Raw genomic sequence first — 25277 nt, forward strand, 5'->3', positions numbered from 1 at the left:
CTACCGGTCGTCGTCGAAGTCGAAGGGGCGATTCAGGGTCTCGTCCCAGGTGTAGGGACATTCCGCGGGCAGGGATTTGGGTGCGCGTTTCATCTGCCGGGCCGCTCCGAGGCGACCGAGCCGGAACGCATTGTGGCGGATCTCATCGAGGCTCGACTTCAGACCTGGGCTCTTCTGCAGTTGAATCAGAGCTCGCTCTCGATGTTCGGCGATGCTGAGCGCCCAGCTGTGGCTTCGTCGTTCCGGCTGATGGTCCCACTCCAGCATGTGCAGGATGATGATCTCGACCGCACTCTGGAGCCGGTAACACTCGCTCAGGCCCACGTCGCTCAGCTCCTCGGCGATGTTCTCGAGGTCGAGCACGTCCACCCGGTCGGCGCGGAGCAGCGCCACCTGCGCCTGGACCCAGGTGTAGAGGTCGTCCGCGTAGCGCGTCCGCCCCTCGGTATACGAAGCCGCTGGAGCGTCCTCGCGTGTCAGGGCCGGATGCGCCATCGCGTCCTCCATGCGGTTCAGCTCAGGGCGACGTTCACCGCGCTCTCGGGCAGCTCCTTGCCGAAGGCGCGCTGGTAGAACTCGGCCACCAGGGTCCGCTCCAGCTCGTCGCACTTGTTCAGGAACGTCACCCGGAAGGCGAAGCCGACATCCTTGAAGATGTCGGCGTTCTCGGCCCAGGTGATCACCGTGCGCGGGCTCATGACGGTGGAGAGGTCGCCGTTCATGAACGCGTTGCGGGTCAGGTCCGCCACCCGCACCATGCGGTTGACGATGTCGCGGCCCTGGTCGCCCCGGTAATGCACCGCCTTCGACAGCACGATGTCGACCTCGCGGTCGTGCGGCAGGTAGTTCAGCGTGGTGACGATCGACCAGCGGTCCATCTGGCCCTGGTTGATCTGCTGGGTGCCGTGATAGAGGCCCGACGTGTCGCCCAGCCCCACCGTGTTGGCGGTGGCGAACAGCCGGAAGGCCGGGTGCGGGCGGATCACGCGCTTCTGGTCGAGCAGCGTCAGCCGGCCCGACAGTTCCAGCACGCGCTGGATCACGAACATCACGTCCGGGCGGCCGGCATCGTACTCGTCGAACACCAGGGCGACGTTGTTCTGAAGCGCCCAGGGCAGGATCCCGTCCTGGAAGGCGGTCACCTGCTTGCCGTCCTGCAGGACGATGGCGTCCTTGCCGACGAGGTCGATGCGCGAGACGTGGCTGTCCAGGTTGATGCGGATGCAGGGCCAGTTCAGCCGGGCCGCCACCTGCTCGATATGGGTCGATTTGCCGGTGCCGTGGTAGCCGGTGACCATCACGCGCCGGTTGCGCGCGAAGCCGGCCAGGATGGCCAGCGTCGTCTCCCGATCGAAGATGTAGTCCGGATCGAGATCGGGAACGTGCTCCCCGGACTCGGCATAGGCCGGGACCTTGAGGTCGAGGTCGATGCCGAAGACCTCGCGGACGGAGACGGTGCGGTCGGGGAGCCGGGCGGGCGTGTCGTCAGAGAGCATTCGGAACCTCGTGAGGCGCGGACGACGCCACCCTGAACCGGTGGCGCATCCGCGCGGAAGAACGTCGAGCCGGGCCTCCGCGGCGGGGCGGAGCCATCCTTAGACGGCGACGCGCCGAGGCGCCACCGACCGGCATGGCCTCCATATAGGGCCGCGTCGCGCGGTTTCCCCATCCTGGGGTCGAACCGGCGTGCATCCTTCGTGCCGTTCAGCAGAGGCCGGCGGTGCGCAGCACGTCGTGGGCGCGGATGATGTCGCGCAGCCGCTCCTCGAACGAGCGGTCGCCGCCATTCGCGTCGGGGTGGAATCGCTTCACCAGCGCCTTGTACTGCGCCTTGATGGCAGGGGCGTCCGCCCCCTCTTCGAGGCCCATCACGTCCAGGGCGCGGCGTACCGTGGCGGTGCGGCGGGGCTTTTCCGGCTCGGGCTGGCGGGCGCGGCGGCGTCCGTCGTCGACGCCCGCACCGCGCAGGATGCCGAGCGGATCGACATAAGCCCAATCCCGGGTCGGCTCCTCGGCCGGCTTGCCCTGGCCGGCCGGGTTCACCCCCATCGCCCAGGTCGGGCGATGACCGATGATCGCGTCCTTCTGATAGGCCTGCACGGCGGCGTCGTTCATGCCGTCGAAATAGTTGTAGCTGGCGTTGTAGGCGCGGACATGGTCGATGCAGAAGCGCCAGTACTGGCCCTCCGCCTTTCGACCCTTCGGCGCGCGATGCGGGCCCGGCTGCGTGCAGCCCGGGCTCTCGCACGTCGCCTCGGCCGCGGCCTTCGGCTCGTCGCAGGACGGTTTGATCCGGATGCTGTCGAACAGGCGCGAGTTGAGATCCATGACGGGCCGATTATGAGGGGGTGGACCTGAGACACAAGGGCATCGGGCCTGATGACGCATGCGCGGGATCGGGCTTGACGGAATCTCCTGAACACGACGCGAGGGTGCGATGGCTGACGGTGCGGGCGGCGGGGGAACCCTGCGGGACTGGATGGAGGCACGGCTGCGCGAGCAGCTCGCGCCGGCGCGGCTCGACGTCATCGACGAGTCGCATCTGCATGCCGGCCATTCCGGGGCACGGCCGGGGGGCGAGACCCACTACCGGCTCGACATCGTCGCGTCGGCCTTCGCGGGCAAGAGCCGCGTCGAACGGCACCGGCTGGTGAACGCGCTGATGGACGATGCGTTCAAGCGCGGCCTCCACGCCCTGGCCCTGCGCGCGCGCACGCCGGACGAGGCGGCCTGAACCCGGGCGCGTCCGGCCTCGTTCCCGATGGGCACGCGGCTTTCGGGAGGAGACATGGCGATGCTGGCCCCGGCACGCATCCCCGCGGCGCGCGGGTCCGCGCCGCCCCATCTGCGGGGTAACCGCGCCCGGAGGCCGACATGTCCCTGAGGGTGACCCCGCGCATCGCCATCGGCGACGACGAGATCGAGCTGTCGTTCCTGCGCGCCTCGGGGGCGGGCGGCCAGAACGTCAACAAGGTCGAGACCGCGGTCCAGCTCCGCTGGTCGATCCTCGGCTCGCCCTCCGTGGACGAGCGCGTGAAGGCGAACCTCGTGCGGCTCGCCGGGCGGCGGATAACCAAGGACGGCGTCCTCGTGCTCACCGGGCAGCGGCACCGGACGCAGGAGCGCAACCGGGCCGACATCCTGCAGCGCCTCGTCGATCTGGTGGCGGAGGCGGCCAAGCCGCCGCCCCCGATCCGCCGCCCGACGAAGCCCACCAAGGGTTCGAAGGAACGGCGGATCGTCGCCAAGAAGAGCCGCGCCACGATCAAGCAGGGGCGGGGCAGCTACCGGGATTCCGACAGCTGAGACCGCCCTCAGTGGATCGCGTCGATCACCGCGGCCTTCGGGTTCGCGTCCGGCGCCGGGGACGAGCCCGCCACCAGGGTGCTGCCCGGCCGGGCGATCGTCATCGCGATGGCGATCAGGGCCAGGAGCGCCGCGAGGGCGGCCGGAAACAGGAAGGCCGATTCGCCGTAGCGGATGTCGAGGAGGCCGCCGATCACCGCGCCGGTGCTGAGCCCGGCCCAGAGCGGCGCCTGGATCCAGAACGAGGGCGCCACCGTGCCGAGCAGGAGGTTGGCGCAGCCGGTGCCGAAGCGCACCACGGCGCCGGTCACGTAGGTCAGGGCCAGGGAGCGGCCGCCCTCGTCCTGGAGCGTCGCGTTCTGGAGCCCCAGCGCCAGCACGATCGGATAGGCGTGCAGCGGATAGGCGAAGGTGCCCCAGGGCATCAGCAGGCCGCCGGCGAGCAGCAGCGCCTGGAGCGTCAGCAGCACCGCCAGGCGCCAGCGCCCGACCCAGGCGGCGATCAGCGTCCCCAGGAAGGCGCCGAAGCAGAACAGGCTGATGGTGCTGGCGACCCGTGTGACGTTCTCCCAGTCGCCGTTCGCCACCGCCACGCCGAAGCGCGTGGTGTTGCCCGACATGAACGACATGAACAGCTGCGAGAATTCCAGGAAGCCGATGGAATCCGCGCAGCCCGCCAGCAGGGCCAGCGCGATGGCGAAGGCGATGCGGCTGCGCGGATCGGCCGGGAAGGACTTGTCCGCCGGCGGTTCGGGCTTGCGCTCCGACACGCCTCCTCCGGTCCGGTTGCCGTACTCCGCCATGCTGATCCCCCGATGCAGCGGCCGCGTCCGCCGCGACCGACTGACAATGGACGTATAGCGCAGCGGTTTCATGCCGCAGTGCGGCGCAACACAACGACGCGCCCCGGCACCGGCGCGCCACCCTCCCGGCGGACATCGGCGGATTGCAGGGTCAGGATCTCCAGGCCGGCCACGGCGGCGGCCGCCGCGATATGCGAATCCGCGTGGGCGTAGCGCCCGTCCGCGCCCAGCGCAGTGCCCGCCGCGTCGTGGGACTGCACCGTGAAGGCGGCGAGGCCCCCCGGCCGCAGGACGCGGCAGATCCCCGCCAGGACGGGACCGAGGTCCGGAACGTAGATCAGCACGTCCGCGGCGAGGCAGAGGTCGGCCGACCCGTCCGCCTGTCCGGCCAGGAACGCGCCGAGCTCGCCCTCGGCGAGACGGTCGTAGAGCGGCCGGCCCTGCCACGCCTTGGCCCGCGCCAGGGCCAGCATCCCGGGGGACAGATCGATGCCTGTGAGATGGTCGACCCGGTCGCGGATCGCCGCGCCCATCAGGCCGGTGCCGCAGCCGAGATCGAGCGCTGTCGCGAACTGCGCCGGGTCCGGCGGGAGCGCGGCCCGGACCAGTTCGGGGCCGACATAGCCCAGGCCCTCGACCAGATGGCGCTCGAAGCGTGGCGCGTAGCCGTCGAACAGCGCCCTGACATAGGCGGGGGAGAGGGCCGGCAGGCCGTCGCCGAACCCCAGGCGGACGAGCTGCGCCCGCACGCCGAGCGTGTCGTCCGGGTCGATGTCGAGGGCGCAGGCATAGGCCCGGGCCGCCGCGTCCCGCAGGTCCGGATCGCCGCGCGACACCGACAACCCCTCCCGGGCCCGGCCGAGCAGCAGCCAAGCCGGCGCGTAGCGTGGCGCACGCTCCAGGACCTGCCCGGCGAGGTCCGCCGCGGCTTCATGGTCGCCCTCAGCCAGGCAGGCTTCCGCGTAACGATAGCGGCGGTCGGCGAGGAGGTCGCCGGAACTGTGCTGCGAGGCCATGCGTCTGCCGGATCGGGGGCGCCTATATACCGGGGCCACCGGCGGATTCCACCGGCAGCACGGACCCGATGCCGATACGCGCCAGCGATCTCCTGACCCTGACCCGCGAGGGTCTCTATTGCCCGCTCGGGCGCTTCCACGTCGATCCGACCTGGCCGGTGGAGCGCGCGCTGATCACCCACGGCCATGCCGACCACGCCCGGTCCGGCCACCGCCACGTGCTGGCGACGCCCGAGACCCTGCGGATCATGGCGGTGCGCTACGGGGCGGATTTCTGCGCGCAGCGCCAGGAGGCCCGGCTCGGGGAAGCGATCCGCATCGGCGACGTCACCGTGCGCTTCGCCCCCGCGGGCCACGTCCTCGGCTCGGCGCAGATCGCCATCGAGCACGAGGGCGCCCGGGTGGTGGTCTCGGGCGACTACAAGCGGGCGCCGGACCCGACCTGCCTGCCCTTCGAGGTAGTGCCCTGCGACGTGTTCATCACCGAGGCGACCTTCGGCCTGCCAGTCTTCACCCATCCCGACACCCGCGGCGAGGTCCGCAAGCTCCTCGCGTCGGTGGCCCTGTTCCCGGAGCGGGCCCACATCGTCGGCGCCTACGCGCTCGGCAAGGCGCAACGGGTGATGGCGCTGCTGCGCGAGGAGGGCTGGGACCGGCCGATCCATCTGCACGGGGCGATGGAGAAGCTCACCGCCCTCTACAAGGACGAGGGCGTGCCGCTCGGCGACACGCCGAAGGTGGCGGCGGCCGAGCGCAAGGATCTGCACGGGGCGATCGTGATCTGCCCGCCCTCGTCGATCCAGGACCTGTGGTCGCGGAAATTCCCCGACCCGGTGACCTGCTTCGCCTCGGGCTGGATGCGGGTGCGCGCCCGCGCCCGCCAGAAGGGCGTCGAGCTGCCGCTGGTGATCTCCGATCACTCCGACTGGCCCGACCTGTGCCGCACCATCCGCGACACCGGCGCCGGGGAGGTCTGGGTGACGCACGGCCAGGAGGACGCCCTGGTCCATTGGTGCGGGACGCAGGGCATCGCGGCGCGGCCGCTGCATCTCCTGGGGTATGGCGACGACGGCGAGGCCGAGCCCGGCCCCGCGGAGACCGGTCCCGAGCCGGAGGTGGCCGCGTGAACGACTTCGCCCACCTCCTCGACCGCCTCGCCTACGAGCCGAGGCGCAATGCCAAGCTGCGGATGCTGCAGGATTATTTTTCGCGCACGCCCGACCCGGAGCGCGGCTACGCGCTCGGCGCCATGACCGGCACGCTGAGCTTTCGCGAGGCCAAGCCGGCCCTGATCCGGGGGCTGGTGGAGGCGCGGATCGACCCGGTGCTGTTCCGGCTGTCGCACAATTACGTGGGCGATCTCGCCGAGACCACGGCGCTGATCTGGCCAACACCGCAGGATCTCCCTCCCCCCTCTGCGGGGGAGGGTGGCCCTCGCGTCAGCGAGGGTCGGGAGAGGGGAACCCGGCTTCAGGATGGGGCGGATGCCCTCATCAAAGCCGCGCCCTCTCTTGCACCGTCTCTCCCCTCTCCTGACTCCCTTCGGGGGCCACCCTCCCCCGCGGAGGGGGGAGGGGATGTGCGCGCCGGGATCGGCCACAACAACCCGCCGCCGCACGTCCCGACCCTGGCCGAGGTCGTGGAGACCCTGGCGACCATTCCGAAGAAGGATCTGCCCGGGCACCTCGCCGACTGGCTCGACGCCCTCGACGAGACCGGGCGCTGGGCGCTCCTGAAGCTCGTCACCGGCAATCTCCGCGTCGGCGTCTCGGCGCGGCTCGCCAAGAATGCGGTCGGTGCGCTGGGCGGCCACGACGCCGATGCCGTGGAGGAGGTCTGGCATGGGCTCACGCCGCCGTTCGAGACCCTGTTCGCCTGGGTGGAGGGCCGGGCCGCGCGGCCCGAGACCCTGAACCCGGCCCCGTTCCGGCCGCCGATGCTGTCGCACCCGATCGAGGAGGAGTCGGATCTGGAGAAGCTGGAGCCGGAGGCGTTCTCGGCCGAGTGGAAGTGGGACGGCATCCGCGTCCAGCTGGTCGGCGGCCGCGACCGGGCGGGCGCCCAGATCGGGAAGGTCTATTCCCGCACCGGCGAGGACATCACCGGGGCGTTCCCGGATTTGGCCGAGGCGATCACCTTCACGGGGACGCTGGACGGGGAACTGCTGATCCTGCGCGAGCGGCGGGTGCAGAGCTTCAACGTGCTCCAGCAGCGCCTGAACCGGAAGGCCGTGACGGGCAAGCTCCTGGAGGAGTTCCCCGCCCATGTCCGCGCCTACGACCTCCTGACCCTCGACGGCGACGACCTGCGGGCGGAACCCTTCGCGGACCGGCGGGAGGCGCTCGAAGCCCTGGTCACCCGCCTCGACCATGCGCGGATCGACATCTCGCCCCTGGTGCCCTTCGCGGATTGGGAGGCGCTGGCCGCCGCCCGGGCCGACCCGGCCTCGGTGGGCGCCGGCGCCGATGCGGACGCCATCGAGGGCATCATGCTCAAGCGCCGCACCAGCCCCTATCTCCCGGGCCGGCCCAAGGGGCCGTGGTGGAAGTGGAAGCGCGAACCGCACGTGGTCGACGCGGTGATGATGTACGCCCAGCGCGGCCACGGGAAGCGCTCGTCCTTCTACTCGGACTACACGTTCGGGGTCTGGCGGGAGGCCCCGGAGGGCGGGGACGAACTGGTGCCGGTCGGCAAGGCCTATCACGGCTTCACGGACGCGGAACTCGCCAAGCTCGACCGCTACGTCCGCAACAACACGACCAAACGCTTCGGCCCGGTCCGCGAGGTCGCGCACGGACGGGATTCCGGCCTCGTCCTGGAGATCGCCTTCGAGGGCGTGCAGCGCTCGACCCGGCACAAGTCGGGCGTGGCGATGCGCTTCCCCCGGGTCAGCCGCATCCGCTGGGACAAGCCCCCCGCGGAGGCCGACCGGATCGACGTGCTGGAGCGGATCCTCGCTCGGGGAGAGCGCGAGATCGCGCCGGGCGCGACGCTGAGGGAGACGACCGCATGAAACAGGGCAGGATCGGGCCGGTGGAGCCGCTGGCCTCCGGCGCGGTGGAGCGCCACGCCAGCGGGCGCCTCACCATCGCGACCCCGGGGCCGGGGTTCACGAACTTCACCGCGGCGGTCGCCGACTTCGTGCGCGGCAGCGGAATCCGGAACGGGCTGGTGACTGTGTTCTGCCGGCACACCTCGGCCTCGCTGACCATCCAGGAGAACGCCGACCCCGACGTCCAGACCGACCTGATGACCGCCCTGGACGGGTTGGCCCCGCGACATGCCGGCTACGTCCACGGGGCCGAGGGGCCGGACGATATGCCGGCCCATATCCGCACCCTGATCACGGATTCCGCCCTGAGCATCCCCCTGGTCGATGGGCGGTTGGCGCTCGGCACGTGGCAGGGGATCTATCTGATCGAGCATCGCGACCGGCCGCACCGGAGGGAGATCGTGCTCACCGTGATCGGCGCGTGACGCCGGCCGGCGCGTCGCATTGCGCCCACGCGCATCGGCAACACCGGGTCACACACCGGCGGTTAACCATGTCGTGTGCTGATGGGTGTCCGTGAGACCGGTGGGTATGCCGGTCTGGCGCAGGGAGACCCCGATGAGCCTTTTCGACGCGCTCTCGAACTCGATTTCCGGTGCGTCGGCCCAGTCCTTCGCGCTGAACAACATCTCGGGCAACATCGCCAACACCCAGACGGCGGGGTTCAAGACCACCGAGACGCGCTTCGCCGACATGCTCGCGCAGACCGAGGGCGGGATGCAGCCGGCTGGCGGCGTGTCGAGCAACACCCGCGACACCCTCGGCATCCAGGGCACGCTGCAATCCACCGGCGTATCGACCAATCTCGGCATCTCGGGCAACGGCTACTTCATCGTCCGGGCGAATTCCGGCACGGACCAGAGCCCGAGCTTCACCGGCCAGACGGCCTACACAAGGCGCGGTGACTTCACGCCGGATGCCAACGGCTACCTCGTCAACGGCGCGGGCTACTACCTGTTCGCCGGGGCCTCGGCGACGGCGCCGGTCACCGTGCCCACCGGGGCCAACACCCTGTCGAGCCTCGCTGTCTCCCCCGCCGGCACCCTCTCCGGCACCGCCGCGGACGGCAGCACGGTGCCGCTTGGCGCGCTGACGCTCGCGCAGTTCGGCACGCAGGACAACCTGACCTCCCTGGACGGCGGAACCTACGTGGCCAACGGCCAGTCCGGCACGCCGAGCTACGGCCTCAACGGCGCGACCCTGACGGCCGGATCGGTCGAGCAGTCGAATTCCAGCATCTCGGACCAGTTCTCGAAGATGATCGAGACGCAGCAGGCCTACACGGCCAACACCAAGGTCATGAGCACCGCCGACCAGATGCTGCAGGACGCCATCGCGATGTACGCCTGAGGCGGCGTCACAGGATCTTGAGCGGGTCCGTCTCGGGCGGGGGCGGCGCCACGTCCACACGGTTCCACCAGCCGCCGCCGAGCGCCACGAACAGGGCCGCGGTGTCGGCGTATTGCGTGGCCCGCGCGCTCGCCGAGGTGATCAGCGCCGAGAGGTAGCCCTGCTGGGCGATCAGCACCTGCGAGGAGGTGACCGCGCCCGCGGTGTATTGCTTGCGGATCAGCCCGAGGCTCTGGTTGGTGGCGCTCACCGCCGCGTCGGCCGCCGCCACCGCCCTGGCGTCGGCCTGCAGCGCCCGCAGGGCGTCGGCGACGTTCTGGAAGGCGCCGAGCACGGTCGCCTTGTACTGCGCCTGCGCCTGGGTGAGCCCTTCCTCCGCCGCCCGCTGGCGCCGGAACAGGGTGCCCGCATCGAAGATCGGCGCCGTGGCCTGCCCGATGATCGTGAAGAACGCGGCACCCGGGTTGGTCACCTGCGCGATCCGCGTGGAGCTCGACCCGCCGGTCGCCGTCAGGTTGAACTGCGGCAGGCGGTTGGCCACGGCGACGCCGACGCTGGCGCTGGCCTGCTGGACCAGGGCCTCGGCGGCCTTCACGTCCGGTCGCTGCTGCACGAGGCGCGAGGGCAGGCTCACCGGCAGCCGGGTCGGCAGCCGCAGGGCTGAGAGCACGAAGGTCTCGCTGACCTCGTCGGAGGGCAGGCGGCCGGCGAGCGCGGTGAGCAGGTTGCGCTGCTGCGCCAGGGCCTTCTCCAGCGGCGGCAGCAGCTGCTGCGACAGGGCCAGCGCGGCCTGTTGCTGGACCACGTCGGCGCCCGCGATCTGCCCGAGCGACAGCTGCTTGTTGTAGAGCTGCAGGATCTCGGTCTGCGCCTGGATGACCTTGCGCGTCGCCTCGATCTGCGCCCGCAGGGACGCCTCCTGGATGGCGGCCGCCACCACGTTGCCGGTGAGGCTGAGATAGGCCGCCTCCAGCTGGAAGCGCTGGTTCTCGGTGGTGGCCTCCAGGGACTCGATCTGCCGGCGGTTCCCGCCGAACACGTCCGGATTGTACGAGACCACCGCCTGCGGGGTGGAGAGGCTGTAGAGGTACTGGGCCTGGTTGTTGAGCGGCGATTGCAGATCGAGGCCGGGGGCGAGGATGCCCTGGATCTGCGGGTTCGCGGTCAGGCTCGGATAGAGCGTGCCCTTCTGGGCCAGCACGTTCTGCTGCGCGATCCGGAGCGAGGCCTGCGCGGCTTCGAGGTTCGGATTGTTGGCGAGGGCCTGCTCGACCAGGCGATTCAGCGCCGCGGAGTGGAACAGGGTCCACCAGGAGCCGGGAATGTCCGCGCCCGAGACGAAGCTCTGATCCGCCGAGCCGCCCTGCCGGGTGCGGACCTTGTCGGCGGCCGAAGGGTTCTTCAGCGGCTCCTTGGTGTAGCGGCCGACCGGCGGATCCTCGGGCGGCACGTAGTTCGGCCCGACCGCGCAGGCCGACAGGGACAGCGACACGGTCGCGGCCAGCACGGCGACCGCCCGTCCGCACCGAATCGGCGCACAGCTCACCATTCCGCCCCCGAAGACCATACCCTGGTAGAGCGGCGCGGCGCGCAGCCAAGTCAATGCGGGCGTCCCCAGATGGCGTGCGCGGGGCGCAGGTTGTGGCCCGCCTGCAACGTGCTGCCGGCCGGTCCGCAGGGTCGTGAGGCGGCTCACGCGGCGGCCCGATGCTCGGTCGGGGCCCGCGCCGCGAGATTCGGCCTGCGCCGGGAGAACAGGGAGATCAGCACCGGCATGACCACCAGGATCAGGTTCGGCGCCAGGATGATGCCGCCGACCACCACCAGCGCCAGCGGCTTCTGCACCTGCGAGCCGATGCCGGTGGAGATCGCGGCCGGGAGCAGGCCGACGCAGGCGGCCACGCAGGTCATCATCACCGGGCGCATGCGCACCACCGCCGCGTGCCAGACCGCCTCCTGGGGCTTCCAGCCCTCCTCGAGGAGCTGGTTGTAATAGGCCAGCAGGATCACGCCCTCCATTGTCGAGATGCCGAACAGGGCGATGAAGCCGATCGCCGCCGAGATCGAGAACGGCGTGCCGGTCAGGGACAGGGCGAAGATGCCGCCGATCATCGCCATCGGGATCACCGACAGCGTCAGCAGCATGTCGGCCACCGAGGAGAAGTTGATGTACAGGAGCAGCGCGATCAGCAGCAGGGTCACCGGCACCACGAGGCTGAGCCGGGCCGCCGCCTCCTTGAGGTTCGTGAACTGCCCGACCCATTCCAGCCGGTAGCCCGGCGGCAGGTCCACCGCCTCGGCGACCTTGCGCTGGGCCTCGATCACCGTGCTGCCGAGGTCGCGGCCGCGCACCGAGAACTTCACCGGGATGTAGCGCTCCTGATCCTCGCGGTAGATGAACGAGGCGCCGGAGACGAGATCGACATCGGCGATCTCCGAGAGCGGTACCTGGATCACGCCGCCATTGGGATTTTGCGCGCCCACCGCGATGTTGCGGATGCCGGCGAGCGACGAGCGGTACTCCTTGGCGAGCCGCACCCGCATGGGGAAGTGGCGGTCCGAGCCGTACTCGTAGAGGTCGCCCGCGGTCTGGCCGCCGATCGCCGCCTGGATCGTGGTGTTCACGTCGCCGATCGACAGGCCGTAGCGGGCGGCCTTGTGCCGGTCGACGTCGATCCGCACCGTCGGCTGGCCGAGGGATTCGAACACCGAGAGGTCGGTGATGCCCGGCACCGAGGCCAGCGCGGCCTTCACGGCGTTGGCGGTCTTGGTGAGCTGGACGAGGTCGTTGCCGTAGACCTTGACCGAGTTCTCGCCCTTCACCCCCGAGGCCGCTTCCTGGACGTTGTCCTCAATATATTGTGAGAAGTTGAACTCGATGCCCGGGAATTCGTCTTCCAGCTTCCTGCTCAGATCCTGGATTAGGGTCTCCTTTTCGAGCCCCTTGCGCCACTGGTCGATCGGCTTGAGCGGCGCCAGGATCTCGACGTTGAAGAAGCCGGTGGCGTCGGTGCCGTCGTTCGGGCGGCCCTGGTGCGACAGGACGGTGGTGACCTCCGGGACCTCCTGGAAGATCTTGCGCATGCGCTGGACGTAGGCGTTGCCGGCCTCCAGCGAGATCGAGGACGGCATGGTGCCGCGCACGTAGAGGTTGCCCTCCTCGAGGCGGGGGAGGAATTCCAGGCCGAGGTTGCGCGCCACCAGCCCCGAGACGAGCAGGATCGCCAGCATCACCGCGAGCGTCAGGACCCGGTTCTTCAGGCCGAAGGCGAGGATCCGCTCGTGGCCGAAGCGCGTGAGCCGCACGATCAGGGTGTCGCGCTCCTCGAGCTTCCGGGGCAGGATCAGCGCGGCGAGGGCGGGCGAGACCGTGAAGGTCGCCAGCAGGCCGCCGATCAGCGCGTAGGCGTAGGTCTTGGCCATCGGCCCGAAGATGTGGCCCTCGACGCCCGTCATGGTGAAGAGCGGCAGGAAGCCGACGATGATGATCGTGGCCGAGAAGAAGATCGCCCGGTTCACCTCGCGGCCCGCGATCGCGATGGTGCCGAGCCGCCCGGTCAGGCCGGCGGGCGGCGCCTCGCCCTTGACGTGCTTGGGCTCCGCGAGGTGGCGGAACACGTTCTCGACCATGATGACCGTCGCGTCGACGATCAGGCCGAAATCGATGGCGCCGAGCGACAGGAGGTTCGCCGAATCGCCGCGCACCACCAGGATCAGGATCGCGAAGCCCAGCGCGAACGGGATCGTGGCCGCCACGATGATCGCACTGGTGAGCGAACCGAGGAACAGCCACTGCACCACGAAGACCAGCACCACGCCGAAGACGAGGTTGTGCATCACCGTGTGGGTGGTGGTGTGGATCAGGCCCGAGCGGTCGTAGATCCGCTCGATCTTCACGTCCGGCGGCAGGACCGTGGAGTTGTTGATCTTGTCGATCTCGGCCTCGACCCGCTCCAGCGTCGGCAGGCTCTTGCCGCCGCGGGTCATGAGCACGATGCCCTCGACCACGTCGCGCTGGTCATCATGGCCGACGATGCCGAGCCGCGGCGCGTTCGACACCCGCACCTCGGCCACGTCCCGCACCAGCACCGGCGTGCCGTTGACGAGGCTGATCATCGTGTCCTTGATGTCGTCCATGTCGCGGATCAGGCCGATGCCGCGCACCACCGCCGATTGCTGCCCGACATTCAGCGTCTGGCCGCCGACGTTGATCGAGGCGTTGTTGAGCGCGGTGGTCAGCTGGACCAGGGTCAGCCCCTGCGCCTGCAGGCGGTTCAGGTCGACGGCGACCTCGTATTCCTTGGCCTTGCCGCCGAAGGCGGTGACGTCGACCACGCCGGGGATCGCCTTGAACCGGCGCTGGAGCACCCAGTCCTGCAGGGTCTTCATGTCCATCGGCGAGTAGCCCGCCGGGCCCACGAGCTTGTAGCGCATGATCTCGCCCACCGGGCTCGTCGGCGAGATCTGCGGCGTGGCGCCGTTGGGCAGGGTCGGGGCCTGCGACAGGCGGTTGAGCACCCGCTGCAGCGCCTCCTCGTACGTGTACTCGTAGTTGAACTGGACCTTCACGTCGGACAGGCCGAACAGCGAGATGGTGCGCACCACCTGGGCGTTCGGGATGCCGGCCAGCGCCACCTCCAGCGGGATGGTGATGTAGCGCTCGATCTCGTCGGCGGACTGACCCGGATTCTGGGTGATCACGTCGACCAGCGGCGGCACCGGGTCGGGATAGGCCTCGATGTTCAGCTGCGTGTAGGCGCCGTAGCCGATGCCCAGCATCATGACGAACAGCAGAACCACCAGCACGCGCTGCCGGAGCGAGAAGGCGATCAGGGCGTTCATCGGGCCGGATCCTCGCTCACGACGCCTTGTCGCCGGTGGCCGCCCGGTCGATGAACAGGGCGCCGCGGGTCACGATCTGCTCGCCCGGCCGCAACCCGTCGACCACCTGGGCGCTGTCGCCGTTGATCAGCCCGAGCTTGACGTCACGGGCCTCGACGGCGCCGTCCGGCCGGGCCACCCAGACATGGGTCCGGTCGCCCTCGTAGACGATCGCGGCGACCGGCACGCTCGGGCTCGGCTCGCCCTTGCCGGTGATGATCGTGAAGGTGGCGAACATCTCCGGGCGCAGCACCCGGTCCGGGTTGTCGACCTCGCTGCGCACCGCCAGCCGCCGGGTCGCCGGGTCGAGGCTGGAGGCCATGTAATTCACCCGCGCCTTGAACACCCGCGTGCCGAAACCCGCCACCTTGGCCTCGACCTCCTGGCCGTTCCGGATCTTGGGGATCTCGCTCTCGCGGACGTTGGCGACGAGCCAGACCGTCGACAGGTCGCCGATCACGAAGACCGGGTCGCTGGAGGCCGAGAGGTACTGCCCGATGCCGACCTTGCGCTGGACGATCGTGCCGGCGATCGGCGCCCGGATTTGCGTCTCCGGGCTCATCGTGCCGTTCTTCTCGTAGGCGGCGATCTCGGCGGCGGTCTTGCCCAGGAGCCGCAGGCGGTTCCGCACCGCGTCGAGGGAAGCCTCCGCGGTCTTCAGGTCGCTCTGGGCGGCGATCACGTCGTTCTGGGCCGACTGGTAGTCCTTCAGGGCCGTGGCGTGGGCCTGGAACAGCTCCTGCTGGCGCGACGCGATGGTCTGGTCGAGCTTCAGGAGCGCCTGCTGCTTCTGGAGCGTGTTGAGCGCCGCCTGATAGTCATTCTGCGCCTGGACCATGTCGGTGGCCTCCAGGGTCAGGAGGACGTCGCCGGCCTTCACGTCGTCGCCCGCCCGGACCAGCACCTTGGTCACCCGGCCCGCATAGGGCGAGACCACCGGCACGTTGTCGTCGTCGTTGAGGGCGATGCGGCCCTCGGCGGAGCCCTCCGGGCGGAACATCTGGGTCGCCACCGGCAGGATCTCGAAGGCGGCGCGCTGCTCCTTGGAGGGTCGGAACACCCGCTCCACCGGGCCGGCCTTCACCGCGTCGATGCCCGGATCGGCGTTGCCCGAGGCGCCGAACAGGCCGGTCACCGAGGCGAGGAGGCCGGAGCCGGCCTCGCGGGCCCGATCCGGGAAGGCGAAGGCGAGGGCGCCCGCGACCACCAGGAGCGCGACGACGACGAGGGGCCTCGACCACCGGCGATTGCGCGGCGGTGCCAGGGTGGTCTCGTCCTGTTCCAGCGGGTTTCGGGCGTCCATGGCTGTTCTTCTGCGTCCGGACGAAGTGACCGGGCTGGCTGAGACGGGTACGATTCGCGCCGGAACGCCACTCACATCAATGCGACCGCTGGTGCTTTTCTGTGGCGAACCGCGCGGGTGTTCCCCAGCGGCCCAGCCTGCCTAGAGCAAAGCTTGTCCGGCGTGCAATCGATTGGCGGCACCGGTCGCGAAACCGTGTGACACCGTCTTCCTTTGCCGGGATTTGTTACAATATGACAACGGTTCCCGGCGAACCGCCCCGCCCGCTCCCGTCACCCCGTCGAAGAAGCCGCCATGTCCGACACGAGCCCCGCTTCCGCCAAATCCGGATCCCCCGCCGGATCCCCCGCCGGCAAGATCCCGGTCACCGTGCTCACCGGTTATCTCGGCGCGGGCAAGACCACGCTGCTGAACCGGATCCTCACCGAGAATCACGGCAAGCGCTACGCCGTGATCGTCAACGAGTTCGGTGAGATCGGCATCGACAACGACCTCGTCGTCGGCGCGGACGAGGAAGTGTTCGAGATGAACAACGGCTGCGTCTGCTGCACGGTGCGCGGCGACCTGATCCGGATCATGGACGGGCTGGTGAAGCGCCGGGGCAAGTTCGACGCGATCATCGTCGAGACCACGGGTCTCGCCGACCCGGCGCCGGTGGCCCAGACCTTCTTCGTCGATCAGGACGTGGGCGAGGCCGCCCGGCTCGACGCCGTGGTGACGGTGGCGGATGCCAAGTGGCTCTCCGACCGCCTGAAGGACGCCCCGGAGGCCCGCAACCAGATCGCCTTCGCGGACGTGATCCTGCTCAACAAGAGCGATCTCGTGGCCCCGGCGGACCTCGACCGGGTCGAGGCCGAGATCCGCACCATCAATCCGCTGGCCAAGCTCCATCGCACCCAGAACTGCGCGGTGCCGCTCGAGGCGGTGCTGGAGCGCAACGCCTTCGACCTCGACCGGATCCTCGAGGTGGAGCCCGACTTCCTGGAGGAGGGGCACCACCACCACCACGATTCCGACATCCGCTCGATCTCGGCGCGGATCGAGGGCGCGGTCGACCCGGAAAAATTCATGCCCTGGATCTCGAACCTGACCCAGGTCCAGGGCCCCGACATCCTGCGCTGCAAGGGGATCGTGGCCTTCCCGGACGAGCCGAAGCGCTTCGTCTTCCAGGGCGTCCACATGATCCTCGACGGGGACGTGCAGGGCGACTGGCGACCGGACGAGCCGCGGGTGTCCCGCGTGGTGTTCATCGGCCGCAACCTCGATCCGGCGGCGATCAAGGCGGGGTTCGAGGACTGCCGGGTGTGAGGGCCTGAGAGGCGCTGTGTGTTTCCCTCCCCCGCAGAGGGGGGAGGGGGTGCCCGGCGGCTCCGAAATCTCATGCGCGCAAACGCCAACACGTCCTTTTCCGCCCACGAAGCCGATTCTCAACGATTGAATGTCACTCTAGAGGCTGCGGGCCTGCGTACTCGGCCCGCGGAGCCCGCGTATCATGGCCCACAGCGCAGCCGCCGGAACCGCGCCCGGTATCCCGCTCATCGTGGTCGTGGAGGGGCTGGCGAAGGCGCTGTTTGCCGCCTTCATCTTCTTCGCCTGCTTCGCCTTCTCGGAGACCTCGCCCTACGACGCGGTGGCGATCCCCACGATCCTGCTGTGGCTCTGCCTCGGCGTGCGGCTGCACCGGGGGGCGCTGCCGCTGCTCGGCCTCCTGCTCCTCTATCTGGCGGCCATCGTCACCGCCCTGCTCCCGTACCTGAACGAGGACTTCCCGGTCACCTGGACGGTGCAGCTGATCTACCTGTCGATCACCTGCATCTTCTTCGCGATGTTCTTCGCCGACGACACCCAGGCCCGGATGGAGCTGGCGCTGAAGGCCTACACGGCGAGCTGCGTGTTCTCGGCGGCGCTCGGCATCGTCGGCTACCTGCAATGGCTCGGCATCGAGGACCTGTTCTACAAGTACGACCGGGCGTCGGGCACCTTCCAGGATCCGAACGTGTTCGGCTCGTTCCTGACGCTGGGTGCCCTCTACCTGATGCACGGCCTGCTCACCGGCGCGGCGCGGCGGCCGCTGGCCTCGCTCCTCGGCCTGCTGATCATCGTGGCCGGCATCTTCCTGTCGTTCTCCCGCGGCTCCTGGGGCGGGAGCGCGGTCGCGGTGCTGCTCATGGTCGGCTCGGTCTACGCGGGCAGCACGTCAGTCCGCCTGCGCCGCCGCATCGTGCTCCTGACCCTGGCGACGATCGTGCTCGGCACCGTGGCGGTGATCGGCCTGCTCTCGGTCGATCACGTCCACAAGATGTTCGAGACCCGGGCGTCCCTGACCCAGGATTACGATGAGGGCGAGACCGGCCGCTTCGGCAATCAGATCCGCGGCCTCGCCATGCTCCTGGAACGCCCCTTCGGGATGGGGCCGATGCACTGGCGGCTGGTCTTCGGGCTGGAGCCGCACAATTCCTACATCGGCTCCTTCGCCAATGGCGGCTGGCTCGGGGGCGCGGTGTTCATCGGCCTCGTGCTGACCACCAGCGTCGTCGGATTCCGGCTCCTGGTGCGGCCGTCGCCCTACCGGGCGCACGCGCAGATCGTGTGGCCGGCGCTGCTGATGTTCTTCCTCCAGGCCTTCCAGATCGACATCGAGAAGTGGCGCCATGTCTACATGATGCTCGGCATGGTCTGGGCCCTGGAGGCCGCGCGGCTGCGCGTGGGCGGGCGCTTCGTCCCGGGAGCTGGTCGTCGGCCTCCGGAGACATGAAGCGGCCGGGCTGAGGATTGTAGCATCGCCCCGAAAGACGGCCGCCGGCCTTCGGAAAAAGATCACGCGCGGTCCGCCGCGCCCCGGCGCGCTTGAAACGCGGCCCCGGGCGCGGCATCGCTCGTCGGCCGCCGAACGGATCACCGTGCCGCGCACCCGGAGACGGTCAGTTGAACACAGAGCGGGACAGCGAGGACGATCGGGTCGCGGCCCTCAGGGCGCTCGGGATCCTGGGCACGGCGCCCGAGCCGCATTTCGACGCCGTCTGCCGCACCGCCCGCCGCCTGTTCAAGGTGCGCAGCGCCCTGGTGGCCTTCATTGACGACACCGACCTGTGGCCCAAGACCCCCTGCATCGACGTGCCGGGGGCGATCCCGCGCGCCGGCAGCCTCTGCGACCACACGATCCGCGGCGACGGCCTGCTGGTCGTGCCAGACACCCGGGCCGATCCGCGCTTCCGCGACCTCCCGGGGGTCGCCGCCCCGGACGGCTTCCGCTTCTACGCGGGCCTGCCCCTGAGCCTGCGGCCCGGCCTGCGGATCGGCACCTTCTGCCTGATCGATCCGGAGCCCCGCGACGGCTTCTCCGACGACGAGGCGGCGGCCCTGCGCGACCTCGCCGAGATCGTCCTCGCCCATCTGCGGCTCACCGAGGCCAATGCCCGCCGCGGCCACGAGATCGCGCAGGCGGCGATCCGCGAGGCCGTGATCCGCGAGCAGCACCGCGAGATCAACGCCCGGGCCCGCGCCCAGGAGGCGGCGAATCATCAGCTCACCATGGCCGAGCAGCTCGCCAGCATCGGCAACTGGCGGGTCGAGCTGGCCGAGGGCCAGCCGGTCTGGTCGGCCAGCCTCTACGAGATCGCCGGCCGCGATCCCGGGACGCCGCCGCCGCGCCTCGACGTGTTCGCGCAGGTCTACCATCCCGAGGACCGAGATCGGCTCGCGGCGATCGTGGCCGACGCCATCGCGCGCCGGACGCGCTTCGACTTCGAGGCGCGGCTGCTGCGCCCCGATGGCGGGATCCGCGACGTGGTCGTGCGCGGGGAGTACCGGGGGGACGGCGCCGCCGCCGGCCTGGTCGGCGTGCTCATCGACGTGACCGAGCGGCGCCGCGCCGAGGACGAGGTCCGCCGCAGCGAATCGCGCTACCGCGGCCTGGCCGAGACGCTGCCGCTCCTGGTCTGGACCATGCGGGTCGGCGACGGGCAGGCGACCTACGTCAACGCGCAGTTCCAGGCCTATTACGGGCCGATCGGGCCGGAGCGGGCCGAACGCCTCGCCCGCAACCATCCCGAGGATGCCGCCGCCATGGAGGCGGCCTGGAACCGGGCGCTCGCCAGCGGCGCGGGCTATGGCGGCCAGTGGCGGATCCGGCGCCATGACGGCGTCTACCGCTGGCACAAGCTCTCGCTGATCCCGATCCGCCTCAATCCCACCGATGGCGCCGTGGCGGAGTGGCTCGGCACCGCCCTCGACGTGGACGACATCGTCACGGCGCGGCTCGCCGTCGAGGAGGCCCGGGGCCTTTTGGGGATCGCCCTGGACGCCGCGGAGGCCGGCACCTGGGAATGGGACATGCGCACCGGGCTCGCCACCCTGAGCCCCGAGAGCGCGCGCATGCACGGGCTCCCGGAGACCGGCGCGCCGCACGTGCTGCCCGCCGCGGAATGGACCGCGCTCCTGCATGCGGAGGATGTCGGCGACGTCTGGAACGAGGTCCGGCGGGCGGTGGAGACCACCACGCCCTACGCGGCCGAGTTCCGGGTGGGCCGGCGCTGGCTCTATGCGCGCGGGCGGACGCTGTTCGGGCCCGAGGGGCTGCCGCAGCGCATGGTCGGCCTCCACCTCGACATCACCGAGCGCAAGGCGGCCGAGGCCGCGCTGCGGGCGGCCACCCGGGACGCGGAGGCAGCCCGCGCGGAGGCGGAACGGGCGAGTGCGGCCAAGAGCGAGTTCCTGGCCGCCATGAGCCACGAAATCCGCACGCCGCTCAACGGCATCCTGGGCTATGCCGACCTGCTCCTCGACGAGGGGACGATCCGGAACGAGGACCGGCGCCGCCTGGAGCTGATCCAGAGTTCCGGCGCGGCCCTGCTCACCGTCGTCAACGACATCCTCGACTTCTCGAAGATCGAGGCCGGCGAGCTGTCCCTCGATCCGGTCGCCTTCCCGCTGATCTCCACCGTCGACGCCGCGGTCTCGATCGTGCGCGGCAGCGCGATCCGGAGCGGCCTCGCGATCGAAGCCCGGATCGATCCGGGCCTGCCCGACAGCGTGATCGGCGATCCGGGCCGCCTGCGGCAGGTGCTCCTCAACCTGCTGAACAACGCCGTGAAATTCACGCCGGCGGGCTCCGTCACCGTGACCGTGGAGCGGGAGGGCGCGGGCCCGGCCCCCGACGGCAGCTCCGGCGACGTCATCCGCTTCGCCGTGACCGATACCGGGATCGGCATCTCGCCGGACCGGCAGGATCGCCTGTTCAAGCGCTTCAGCCAGGTCGACGGCTCGATCAGCCGGCGCTTCGGCGGCACCGGCCTCGGACTGGCCATCTCCCGCCACCTCGTGACGCTGATGGGCGGCGAGATCGGCGTCGAGAGCCGCGAGGGCGCGGGGTCGACCTTCTGGTTCCGGCTCACCCTGCCGCGGGCGGCCGCGGCGGCCCACGCCCCGAGCGCGCGGGCCGAGACCGGCGCGGCGGCTCTCCGGCCGACGGACTCTGCGCCGGCGGGCTCGGCGACGCCGCTGCGACTCCTGCTGGTCGAGGATGTGCCGCTCAATCAGGAACTCGCCTGCGCGGTCCTCGAATCGCAGGGCTACGCGGTGGACGTGGCGGGGGACGGAGCCGAGGCGATCACGGCGGTCGCCGCGGCGGTCGCGGCCGGGCGCGCCTACGACCTCGTGCTCATGGACGTCCAGATGCCCCGGGTCGACGGGCTCACGGCGACCCGGCGGATCCGCGCCCTCGCGCCCCCCGCCTGCGACATCCCGATCGTGGCCATGACCGCCAACGTCCTGCCGACCCAGATCGAGGACCTGCGCGGGGCCGGGATGGACGATTACGTCGGCAAGCCGTTCCGCCGGGCCGACCTCTTCGCCACGATCAGCCGCTGGACGGCGCCGGGGGCGCGCCGTGCGGCGCGGCCGGAGGAGCCCCGGCGCAGCGCGCCGGTGGATTCCGCCGTCCTCGACGCCGCGGTTCTGTCGGAGATGGAGGCGAGCTTCGGGACGGACCGGGTCGGTGCGCTGCTGGATCTCCTGGCCAACGAGCTGTCCGAGCGGTTCCGTCCGAGCGAGACCGACCGGCTCCAGATCGCCCACGACGCGCACGCCCTGGTGGCGGCAGCGGGGCTCCTGGGCTTCGTCGGCCTGTCGAGCCTGTGCCGGGAGGTCGAGGCGGCCGCCCATGCGGGGGCCGACCTGATGCCGCTGATCCGCCGCCTGGAGGTGCAGCGCGCGACGGCCCTGCGGGCGATCCGGCAGCTGCGCGCCGCGTGAGGCCGCGACCGGATCTTCGGCCGATGGAAGTCAATCGCATCGATGTAACCGACGATATCGAACCGTCGAAGTCTCGTCAGGTGCCAATAAGGCACTGAACGAGAGGATACTGAAATGCGCATTCCGTTCAGCGTGATTGCCGCCGTCCTTGCCTCGGCAATGGTCGTGGCTCCTGCCTACGCCGCCGAGTCGATGAGCAAGGATGCCATGCACAAGGATTCGATGGGCAAAGACGCCATGCATAAGGATTCGATGAAGAAGGATGCCATGGGGCAGGGAACCATGGGCAAGGATGACACGAGCAAGGATACGATGAAGAAGTAGAAGCGACCCGGAATAAGGACGGGCGGCCGTTTTTGGCTTCCGAGCCCGTTCGGGCCGAGCCGAGGGGGCGCTTCCCCTTTCGGCTGCGGCGCCGTTTTATCGTCGCGATGCGCATCCCGCCGACGTACCCCTCAGGGCGTGGTCCTGCGCACGCCCGCCCTGATCACGTTTCGACCGTGGCCGGAGGCGCAAATCAGGCGCGCTCCGGATCCTCCTCCGGCAGCGGATCACCGGTCCAGGTCGTGGCGAAGGCCGCCAGTTCCCGGGCGTTGCCGAAGGCCATCACGCTCACGCTGCGCTCGGTCGGCTCGGCCCCCGGATAGGGGGCGAGCCGGACCGTCACCCGGGCCAGACGGCCGCCCGGGGCGTTCTGCCCGATCCAGGCCTGCGCATCCGCGGTCAGGCGTTCCGGCCCGTCCAGGGCCCGGGAATCGCCCCGCAGCACGACCACGTAGGTGCCGAGACTGGGATCGGCCCCCTGAACCGCCTTGACGATGTCGATCACGGGTGTTCCGCGAAGTCGTTGATCTGCACCTGGGCCTGGGCCGGGGTGAAGTTCGGGATGTCGGCGAAGATCTCTTCGCCGTGGGCCGCCACGGCCTTCTGGAAGGCCTCAACCGATTCGAAGGTGAGCAGGGCCATGACCTGGACCGGAGCGGTGCCCCCGTCCGGCGTACCGGCGCCCTTGACCACTTTCGCGTCGTGGAGACCCAGGGAGGACCAGCGCTGCCGCACCAGCGGCATATGGTGGCCGAGGTAGTAGCCCATGTCGAAGCTCGGGCCGGCGGGGTACATCACGCTCACCAGAATCATGGCCGTCGTCTCTCCTGTCGGGAAATCGGGAACGGGTCAGTGCAGCTTCACCCGCGGCTCGGTGCGCCGGGTGAGGGCGCGGGCCAGGGTGTCGAGCACCGTCTTGGCGGTGCCGTGCAGCGCCCGCTCATGCATCTTGTAGAGGGAGCGGTACATCATCCGGGCGAAGAGGCCGGCGATCAGCATGTTCTTGCCGCGCACGAAGCCCATCAGGCTGCCGACCGTCGAGTACTCGCCGAGCGACACCAGCGAGCCGAAATCCTTGTAGCGGAACGGCTTCAGCGGCCTGCCGTCGATCTTGGCCTGGATCTGGCCGACGAGGTGGCTCGCCTGCTGGTGCGCGGCCTGGGCGCGGGGGGGCACCGGCGTGTCCGAGCCGGCCTCGACCAAGTAGGCGCAGTCGCCCAGCGCGAAGATGTCGGGGTCCCGGGTCGTCTGCAAAGTCGGGGTGACCACGAGCTGGTTGGTCCGCGTGGTCTCCAGGCCGCCGATGCCCTGGAGGAACGGCGGCGCCTTCACCCCCGCGGCCCAGACCACCAGCTCCGAGGGGATGAAGGTGCCGTCGGCGAGCTGCACGCCGTCCGTCCGCACCTCCGTCACCCGGGCCTTCACGCGCACCTCGACGCCGATCTTGTCGAGGAGCTGCATCACCTCGGTCGAGAGCCGCTGCGGCACCGCCGGCAGGATCCGCTCGGCCGCCTCCACCAGGGTGATGCGGATGTCCTTGCCCGGATCGATCCGGTCGAGCCCCGTGGAGACCACGTGGCGCAGGGTCCGGTGCAACTCGGCGGCGAGCTCGGTCCCGGTGGCGCCCGCGCCGATCACCACGACGTGGAGCTGGCCGGCCCGGACCGGGCCGGCCTGGGTGTGGGCCCGCAGGGATGCGTTCACGAGGCGCTGATGGAAGCGTACCGCCTGATCCTGGGTATCCAGGGCGATGGCGTGGTCGGCGACGCCCGGGGTGCCGAAATCATTGGTGGTCGAGCCCACCGCCATCACGAGCGTGTCGTAGGGCACCGCCCGTTCGGGCGTGACTTCGCGGCCCTCCGAATCGTGGCTGGCCGCCAGCTGGACCGTGCGCGTCTGCCGGTCGAGCCCGGTCATGCGGCCGATCCGGTAGCGGAACCCGTGCATGTGGGCGTGGTGCAGGTAATCCACCGCGTGGTGGCCCACGTCGAGGCTGCCGGCCGCCACCTCGTGGAGCAGGGGCTTCCAGATATGGGTGCGGGCACGGTCCACCAGCGTGATGTGGGCGCGCTTGCCCCGCCCGAGCTTGTCGCCGAGCTTCGTCACCAGCTGGAGCCCGGCGGCGCCGCCACCGACCACGACGACGCGATGCAGACCGGACTCGTTCTCGACCGATGCCATAGCCACTCTTCAATGCTCCCGTACCGGGATTAGAACGCCGCCCTGCTTACACGGGTCGGGTGTCCGATTGCCACATCTGCCCGCCAACAGCACGGCAAGAGCACGCTGACGAGCATGCCTCGCCGGAGTTCCCATCATCGGGACCGGATCACGCGCCCGGAGCGCCCGGCTGGCGCAGGGGATGCGCCTCGGCCACGGCCGGCAGGGCGAGGCATTCTGCGGCGATCCGCCCGACCGTCGGATAGGCCGCGGTGTCCACACCGAAGATGCCGGTGCCGACCCAGAGGCTGACGAGGCACAGATCGGCGTGGCTGACCGCGTCGCCCTGGCAGAACCGGCCGGTTCCGGGCTCCCGGGTCAGCCGCGCTTCGAGGGTCTTCAGGCCGGTCTCGAAGGCGTTGCGCAGGAAGTCGAGCATCCGCTCCCGGGGTAGATCGTAATGCTCCATCAGGAAGGTGCGCACCCGCGGCACGTAGAGCGGGTGCGTGTCGCAGGCCACGACCTGCGCCAGGGAGCGCGCCCGCGCCCGCGCCCGGGGCTCCTCCGGCAGCAGGCGCACGCCCCCCTGCGTCTCCTCCAGATAGTCGAGGATCGCCAGGGACTGGGTGAGCGGCGGCCCGTCGCCGTCGAACAGGGCCGGCACCGCCCCCTGCGGGTTGATCGCCCGGAATTCCGGCTTGTGCTGGTCGCCCGCGTCGAGGTCGATGAAGGTCTCCTCGTAGGGGATGCCCTTCAGCTTCAGGGCGATTCGCACCCGGAAGGCGGCGGCCGAGCGCCAGTTGCCGTACATGTGCATGGACTGGATTCCG

The 25277-nt window shown here is 70.2% G+C and carries 22 protein-coding genes; 10 read left to right on the forward strand and 12 right to left on the reverse strand.

From position 1 onward, the window contains the following. From AC3IF1_RS07365 to AC3IF1_RS07375, 3 genes are all read right to left on the reverse strand, one after another. Entirely contained in the window at window positions 1–495 is a 495-nt protein-coding gene (locus AC3IF1_RS07365; protein ID WP_489216891.1) for a DUF29 domain-containing protein, read from the reverse strand. 17 nt (window positions 496–512) lie between these two features. Next, window positions 513–1496 (reverse strand): cobaltochelatase subunit CobS, encoded by a 984-nt coding sequence (gene cobS, locus AC3IF1_RS07370; protein ID WP_489216893.1) that lies wholly within the window; start codon window positions 1494–1496, stop codon window positions 513–515. A 208-nt stretch (window positions 1497–1704) separates the two neighbouring features. Further along, the gene (locus AC3IF1_RS07375; RefSeq protein ID WP_489216895.1) at window positions 1705–2328 is read right to left on the reverse strand and encodes a J domain-containing protein; all 624 of its coding nucleotides are present in this window, start codon (window positions 2326–2328) and stop codon (window positions 1705–1707) included. 109 nt (window positions 2329–2437) lie between these two features. Between AC3IF1_RS07375 and AC3IF1_RS07380 the strand changes: the two genes are divergently transcribed. Further along, window positions 2438–2734 (forward strand): BolA family protein, encoded by a 297-nt coding sequence (locus tag AC3IF1_RS07380; RefSeq protein ID WP_243966654.1) that lies wholly within the window; start codon window positions 2438–2440, stop codon window positions 2732–2734. Between the two features lie 140 nt (window positions 2735–2874). Next, entirely contained in the window at window positions 2875–3306 is a 432-nt protein-coding gene (gene arfB, locus AC3IF1_RS07385; RefSeq protein ID WP_489216898.1) for an alternative ribosome rescue aminoacyl-tRNA hydrolase ArfB, read from the forward strand. Window positions 3307–3314: 8 nt separating this feature from the next. Here arfB and AC3IF1_RS07390 read toward each other — a convergent pair whose 3' ends face one another. Both AC3IF1_RS07390 and AC3IF1_RS07395 read right to left on the reverse strand, forming a co-directional pair. Next, window positions 3315–4109 (reverse strand): YoaK family protein, encoded by a 795-nt coding sequence (locus AC3IF1_RS07390; RefSeq protein ID WP_243966656.1) that lies wholly within the window; start codon window positions 4107–4109, stop codon window positions 3315–3317. Window positions 4110–4177: 68 nt separating this feature from the next. Next, window positions 4178–5125, reverse strand: a complete 948-nt coding sequence (locus tag AC3IF1_RS07395; protein WP_489216900.1) for a class I SAM-dependent DNA methyltransferase — start codon at window positions 5123–5125, stop codon at window positions 4178–4180. A 68-nt stretch (window positions 5126–5193) separates the two neighbouring features. Here AC3IF1_RS07395 and AC3IF1_RS07400 point away from each other — a divergent pair, with 68 nt between their 5' ends. The 4 genes from AC3IF1_RS07400 (at window position 5194) to AC3IF1_RS07415 (ending at window position 9527) form a co-directional block, all read left to right on the forward strand. Continuing rightward, window positions 5194–6252 (forward strand): ligase-associated DNA damage response exonuclease, encoded by a 1059-nt coding sequence (locus tag AC3IF1_RS07400; RefSeq protein ID WP_243966658.1) that lies wholly within the window; start codon window positions 5194–5196, stop codon window positions 6250–6252. Beyond that, complete coding sequence (locus tag AC3IF1_RS07405; RefSeq protein ID WP_489216903.1) at window positions 6249–8138, forward strand: cisplatin damage response ATP-dependent DNA ligase; 1890 nt, start codon at window positions 6249–6251, stop codon at window positions 8136–8138. The genes AC3IF1_RS07400 and AC3IF1_RS07405 overlap by 4 nt, the downstream gene beginning before the upstream one ends. Next, window positions 8135–8602 (forward strand): secondary thiamine-phosphate synthase enzyme YjbQ, encoded by a 468-nt coding sequence (locus tag AC3IF1_RS07410; protein ID WP_489216905.1) that lies wholly within the window; start codon window positions 8135–8137, stop codon window positions 8600–8602. Before AC3IF1_RS07405 ends, AC3IF1_RS07410 begins: the two co-directional genes overlap by 4 nt. Window positions 8603–8735: 133 nt before the next feature. After that, window positions 8736–9527 (forward strand): flagellar hook basal-body protein, encoded by a 792-nt coding sequence (locus tag AC3IF1_RS07415; protein WP_243967814.1) that lies wholly within the window; start codon window positions 8736–8738, stop codon window positions 9525–9527. Window positions 9528–9534: 7 nt separating this feature from the next. Here AC3IF1_RS07415 and AC3IF1_RS07420 read toward each other — a convergent pair whose 3' ends face one another. The 3 genes from AC3IF1_RS07420 to AC3IF1_RS07430 form a co-directional block, all read right to left on the reverse strand. Beyond that, the gene (locus AC3IF1_RS07420; protein ID WP_489220343.1) at window positions 9535–11076 is read right to left on the reverse strand and encodes an efflux transporter outer membrane subunit; all 1542 of its coding nucleotides are present in this window, start codon (window positions 11074–11076) and stop codon (window positions 9535–9537) included. Window positions 11077–11219: 143 nt separating this feature from the next. Then, window positions 11220–14369 (reverse strand): efflux RND transporter permease subunit, encoded by a 3150-nt coding sequence (locus AC3IF1_RS07425; RefSeq protein ID WP_489216907.1) that lies wholly within the window; start codon window positions 14367–14369, stop codon window positions 11220–11222. Window positions 14370–14385: 16 nt separating this feature from the next. Further along, window positions 14386–15711: an efflux RND transporter periplasmic adaptor subunit gene (locus AC3IF1_RS07430; protein ID WP_243967811.1), complete on the reverse strand. Its 1326-nt coding sequence runs from the start codon at window positions 15709–15711 to the stop codon at window positions 14386–14388. A gap of 294 nt (window positions 15712–16005) precedes the next feature. Between AC3IF1_RS07430 and AC3IF1_RS07435 the strand changes: the two genes are divergently transcribed. The 4 genes from AC3IF1_RS07435 (at window position 16006) to AC3IF1_RS07450 (ending at window position 22287) form a co-directional block, all read left to right on the forward strand. Next, entirely contained in the window at window positions 16006–17019 is a 1014-nt protein-coding gene (locus AC3IF1_RS07435) for a CobW family GTP-binding protein (protein WP_243967809.1), read from the forward strand. Between the two features lie 184 nt (window positions 17020–17203). Next, a complete protein-coding gene (locus AC3IF1_RS07440) occupies window positions 17204–18466 on the forward strand; it encodes an O-antigen ligase family protein (RefSeq protein ID WP_489216910.1) in 1263 nt (420 codons plus the stop codon). 170 nt (window positions 18467–18636) lie between these two features. Then, a complete protein-coding gene (locus AC3IF1_RS07445; protein WP_489216912.1) occupies window positions 18637–21963 on the forward strand; it encodes an ATP-binding protein in 3327 nt (1108 codons plus the stop codon). Window positions 21964–22077: 114 nt separating this feature from the next. Continuing rightward, window positions 22078–22287: a pentapeptide MXKDX repeat protein gene (locus tag AC3IF1_RS07450; RefSeq protein ID WP_489216914.1), complete on the forward strand. Its 210-nt coding sequence runs from the start codon at window positions 22078–22080 to the stop codon at window positions 22285–22287. A gap of 193 nt (window positions 22288–22480) precedes the next feature. On the opposite strand, the gene AC3IF1_RS07455 is transcribed toward AC3IF1_RS07450, so the two are convergent. From AC3IF1_RS07455 to maiA, 4 genes are all read right to left on the reverse strand, one after another. Next, window positions 22481–22792 (reverse strand): hypothetical protein, encoded by a 312-nt coding sequence (locus AC3IF1_RS07455; RefSeq protein ID WP_489216916.1) that lies wholly within the window; start codon window positions 22790–22792, stop codon window positions 22481–22483. After that, window positions 22789–23100, reverse strand: coding sequence for an EthD family reductase (locus tag AC3IF1_RS07460; RefSeq protein WP_243967804.1), 312 nt, complete (start codon window positions 23098–23100; stop codon window positions 22789–22791). The genes AC3IF1_RS07455 and AC3IF1_RS07460 overlap by 4 nt, the downstream gene beginning before the upstream one ends. 36 nt (window positions 23101–23136) lie before the next feature. Next, a complete protein-coding gene (locus tag AC3IF1_RS07465; protein ID WP_489220344.1) occupies window positions 23137–24468 on the reverse strand; it encodes an NAD(P)/FAD-dependent oxidoreductase in 1332 nt (443 codons plus the stop codon). Window positions 24469–24616: 148 nt separating this feature from the next. Beyond that, entirely contained in the window at window positions 24617–25264 is a 648-nt protein-coding gene (maiA, locus tag AC3IF1_RS07470; protein WP_243967803.1) for a maleylacetoacetate isomerase, read from the reverse strand. Window positions 25265–25277 lie beyond the last annotated feature (13 nt).

This window comes from Methylobacterium sp. E-012 (assembly GCF_057836545.1).

Bases quoted from the DNA above. Each gene is read 5' to 3' on its own strand.
- AC3IF1_RS07465 (WP_489220344.1), bottom strand. From the start codon at position 24,468: ATGGCATCGGTCGAGAACGAGTCCGGTCTGCATCGCGTCGTCGTGGTC.
- AC3IF1_RS07365 (WP_489216891.1), bottom strand. From the start codon at position 495: ATGGCGCATCCGGCCCTGACACGCGAGGACGCTCCAGCGGCTTCGTAT.
- AC3IF1_RS07435 (WP_243967809.1), top strand. From the start codon at position 16,006: ATGTCCGACACGAGCCCCGCTTCCGCCAAATCCGGATCCCCCGCCGGA.
- AC3IF1_RS07430 (WP_243967811.1), bottom strand. From the start codon at position 15,711: ATGGACGCCCGAAACCCGCTGGAACAGGACGAGACCACCCTGGCACCG.
- AC3IF1_RS07450 (WP_489216914.1), top strand. From the start codon at position 22,078: ATGCGCATTCCGTTCAGCGTGATTGCCGCCGTCCTTGCCTCGGCAATG.
- AC3IF1_RS07440 (WP_489216910.1), top strand. From the start codon at position 17,204: ATGGCCCACAGCGCAGCCGCCGGAACCGCGCCCGGTATCCCGCTCATC.
- maiA (WP_243967803.1), bottom strand. From the start codon at position 25,264: ATGCACATGTACGGCAACTGGCGCTCGGCCGCCGCCTTCCGGGTGCGA.
- AC3IF1_RS07460 (WP_243967804.1), bottom strand. From the start codon at position 23,100: ATGATTCTGGTGAGCGTGATGTACCCCGCCGGCCCGAGCTTCGACATG.
- AC3IF1_RS07400 (WP_243966658.1), top strand. From the start codon at position 5,194: ATGCCGATACGCGCCAGCGATCTCCTGACCCTGACCCGCGAGGGTCTC.
- AC3IF1_RS07415 (WP_243967814.1), top strand. From the start codon at position 8,736: ATGAGCCTTTTCGACGCGCTCTCGAACTCGATTTCCGGTGCGTCGGCC.
- cobS (WP_489216893.1), bottom strand. From the start codon at position 1,496: ATGCTCTCTGACGACACGCCCGCCCGGCTCCCCGACCGCACCGTCTCC.
- arfB (WP_489216898.1), top strand. From the start codon at position 2,875: ATGTCCCTGAGGGTGACCCCGCGCATCGCCATCGGCGACGACGAGATC.
- AC3IF1_RS07390 (WP_243966656.1), bottom strand. From the start codon at position 4,109: ATGGCGGAGTACGGCAACCGGACCGGAGGAGGCGTGTCGGAGCGCAAG.
- AC3IF1_RS07420 (WP_489220343.1), bottom strand. From the start codon at position 11,076: ATGGTGAGCTGTGCGCCGATTCGGTGCGGACGGGCGGTCGCCGTGCTG.
- AC3IF1_RS07395 (WP_489216900.1), bottom strand. From the start codon at position 5,125: ATGGCCTCGCAGCACAGTTCCGGCGACCTCCTCGCCGACCGCCGCTAT.
- AC3IF1_RS07375 (WP_489216895.1), bottom strand. From the start codon at position 2,328: ATGGATCTCAACTCGCGCCTGTTCGACAGCATCCGGATCAAACCGTCC.
- AC3IF1_RS07380 (WP_243966654.1), top strand. From the start codon at position 2,438: ATGGCTGACGGTGCGGGCGGCGGGGGAACCCTGCGGGACTGGATGGAG.
- AC3IF1_RS07425 (WP_489216907.1), bottom strand. From the start codon at position 14,369: ATGAACGCCCTGATCGCCTTCTCGCTCCGGCAGCGCGTGCTGGTGGTT.
- AC3IF1_RS07410 (WP_489216905.1), top strand. From the start codon at position 8,135: ATGAAACAGGGCAGGATCGGGCCGGTGGAGCCGCTGGCCTCCGGCGCG.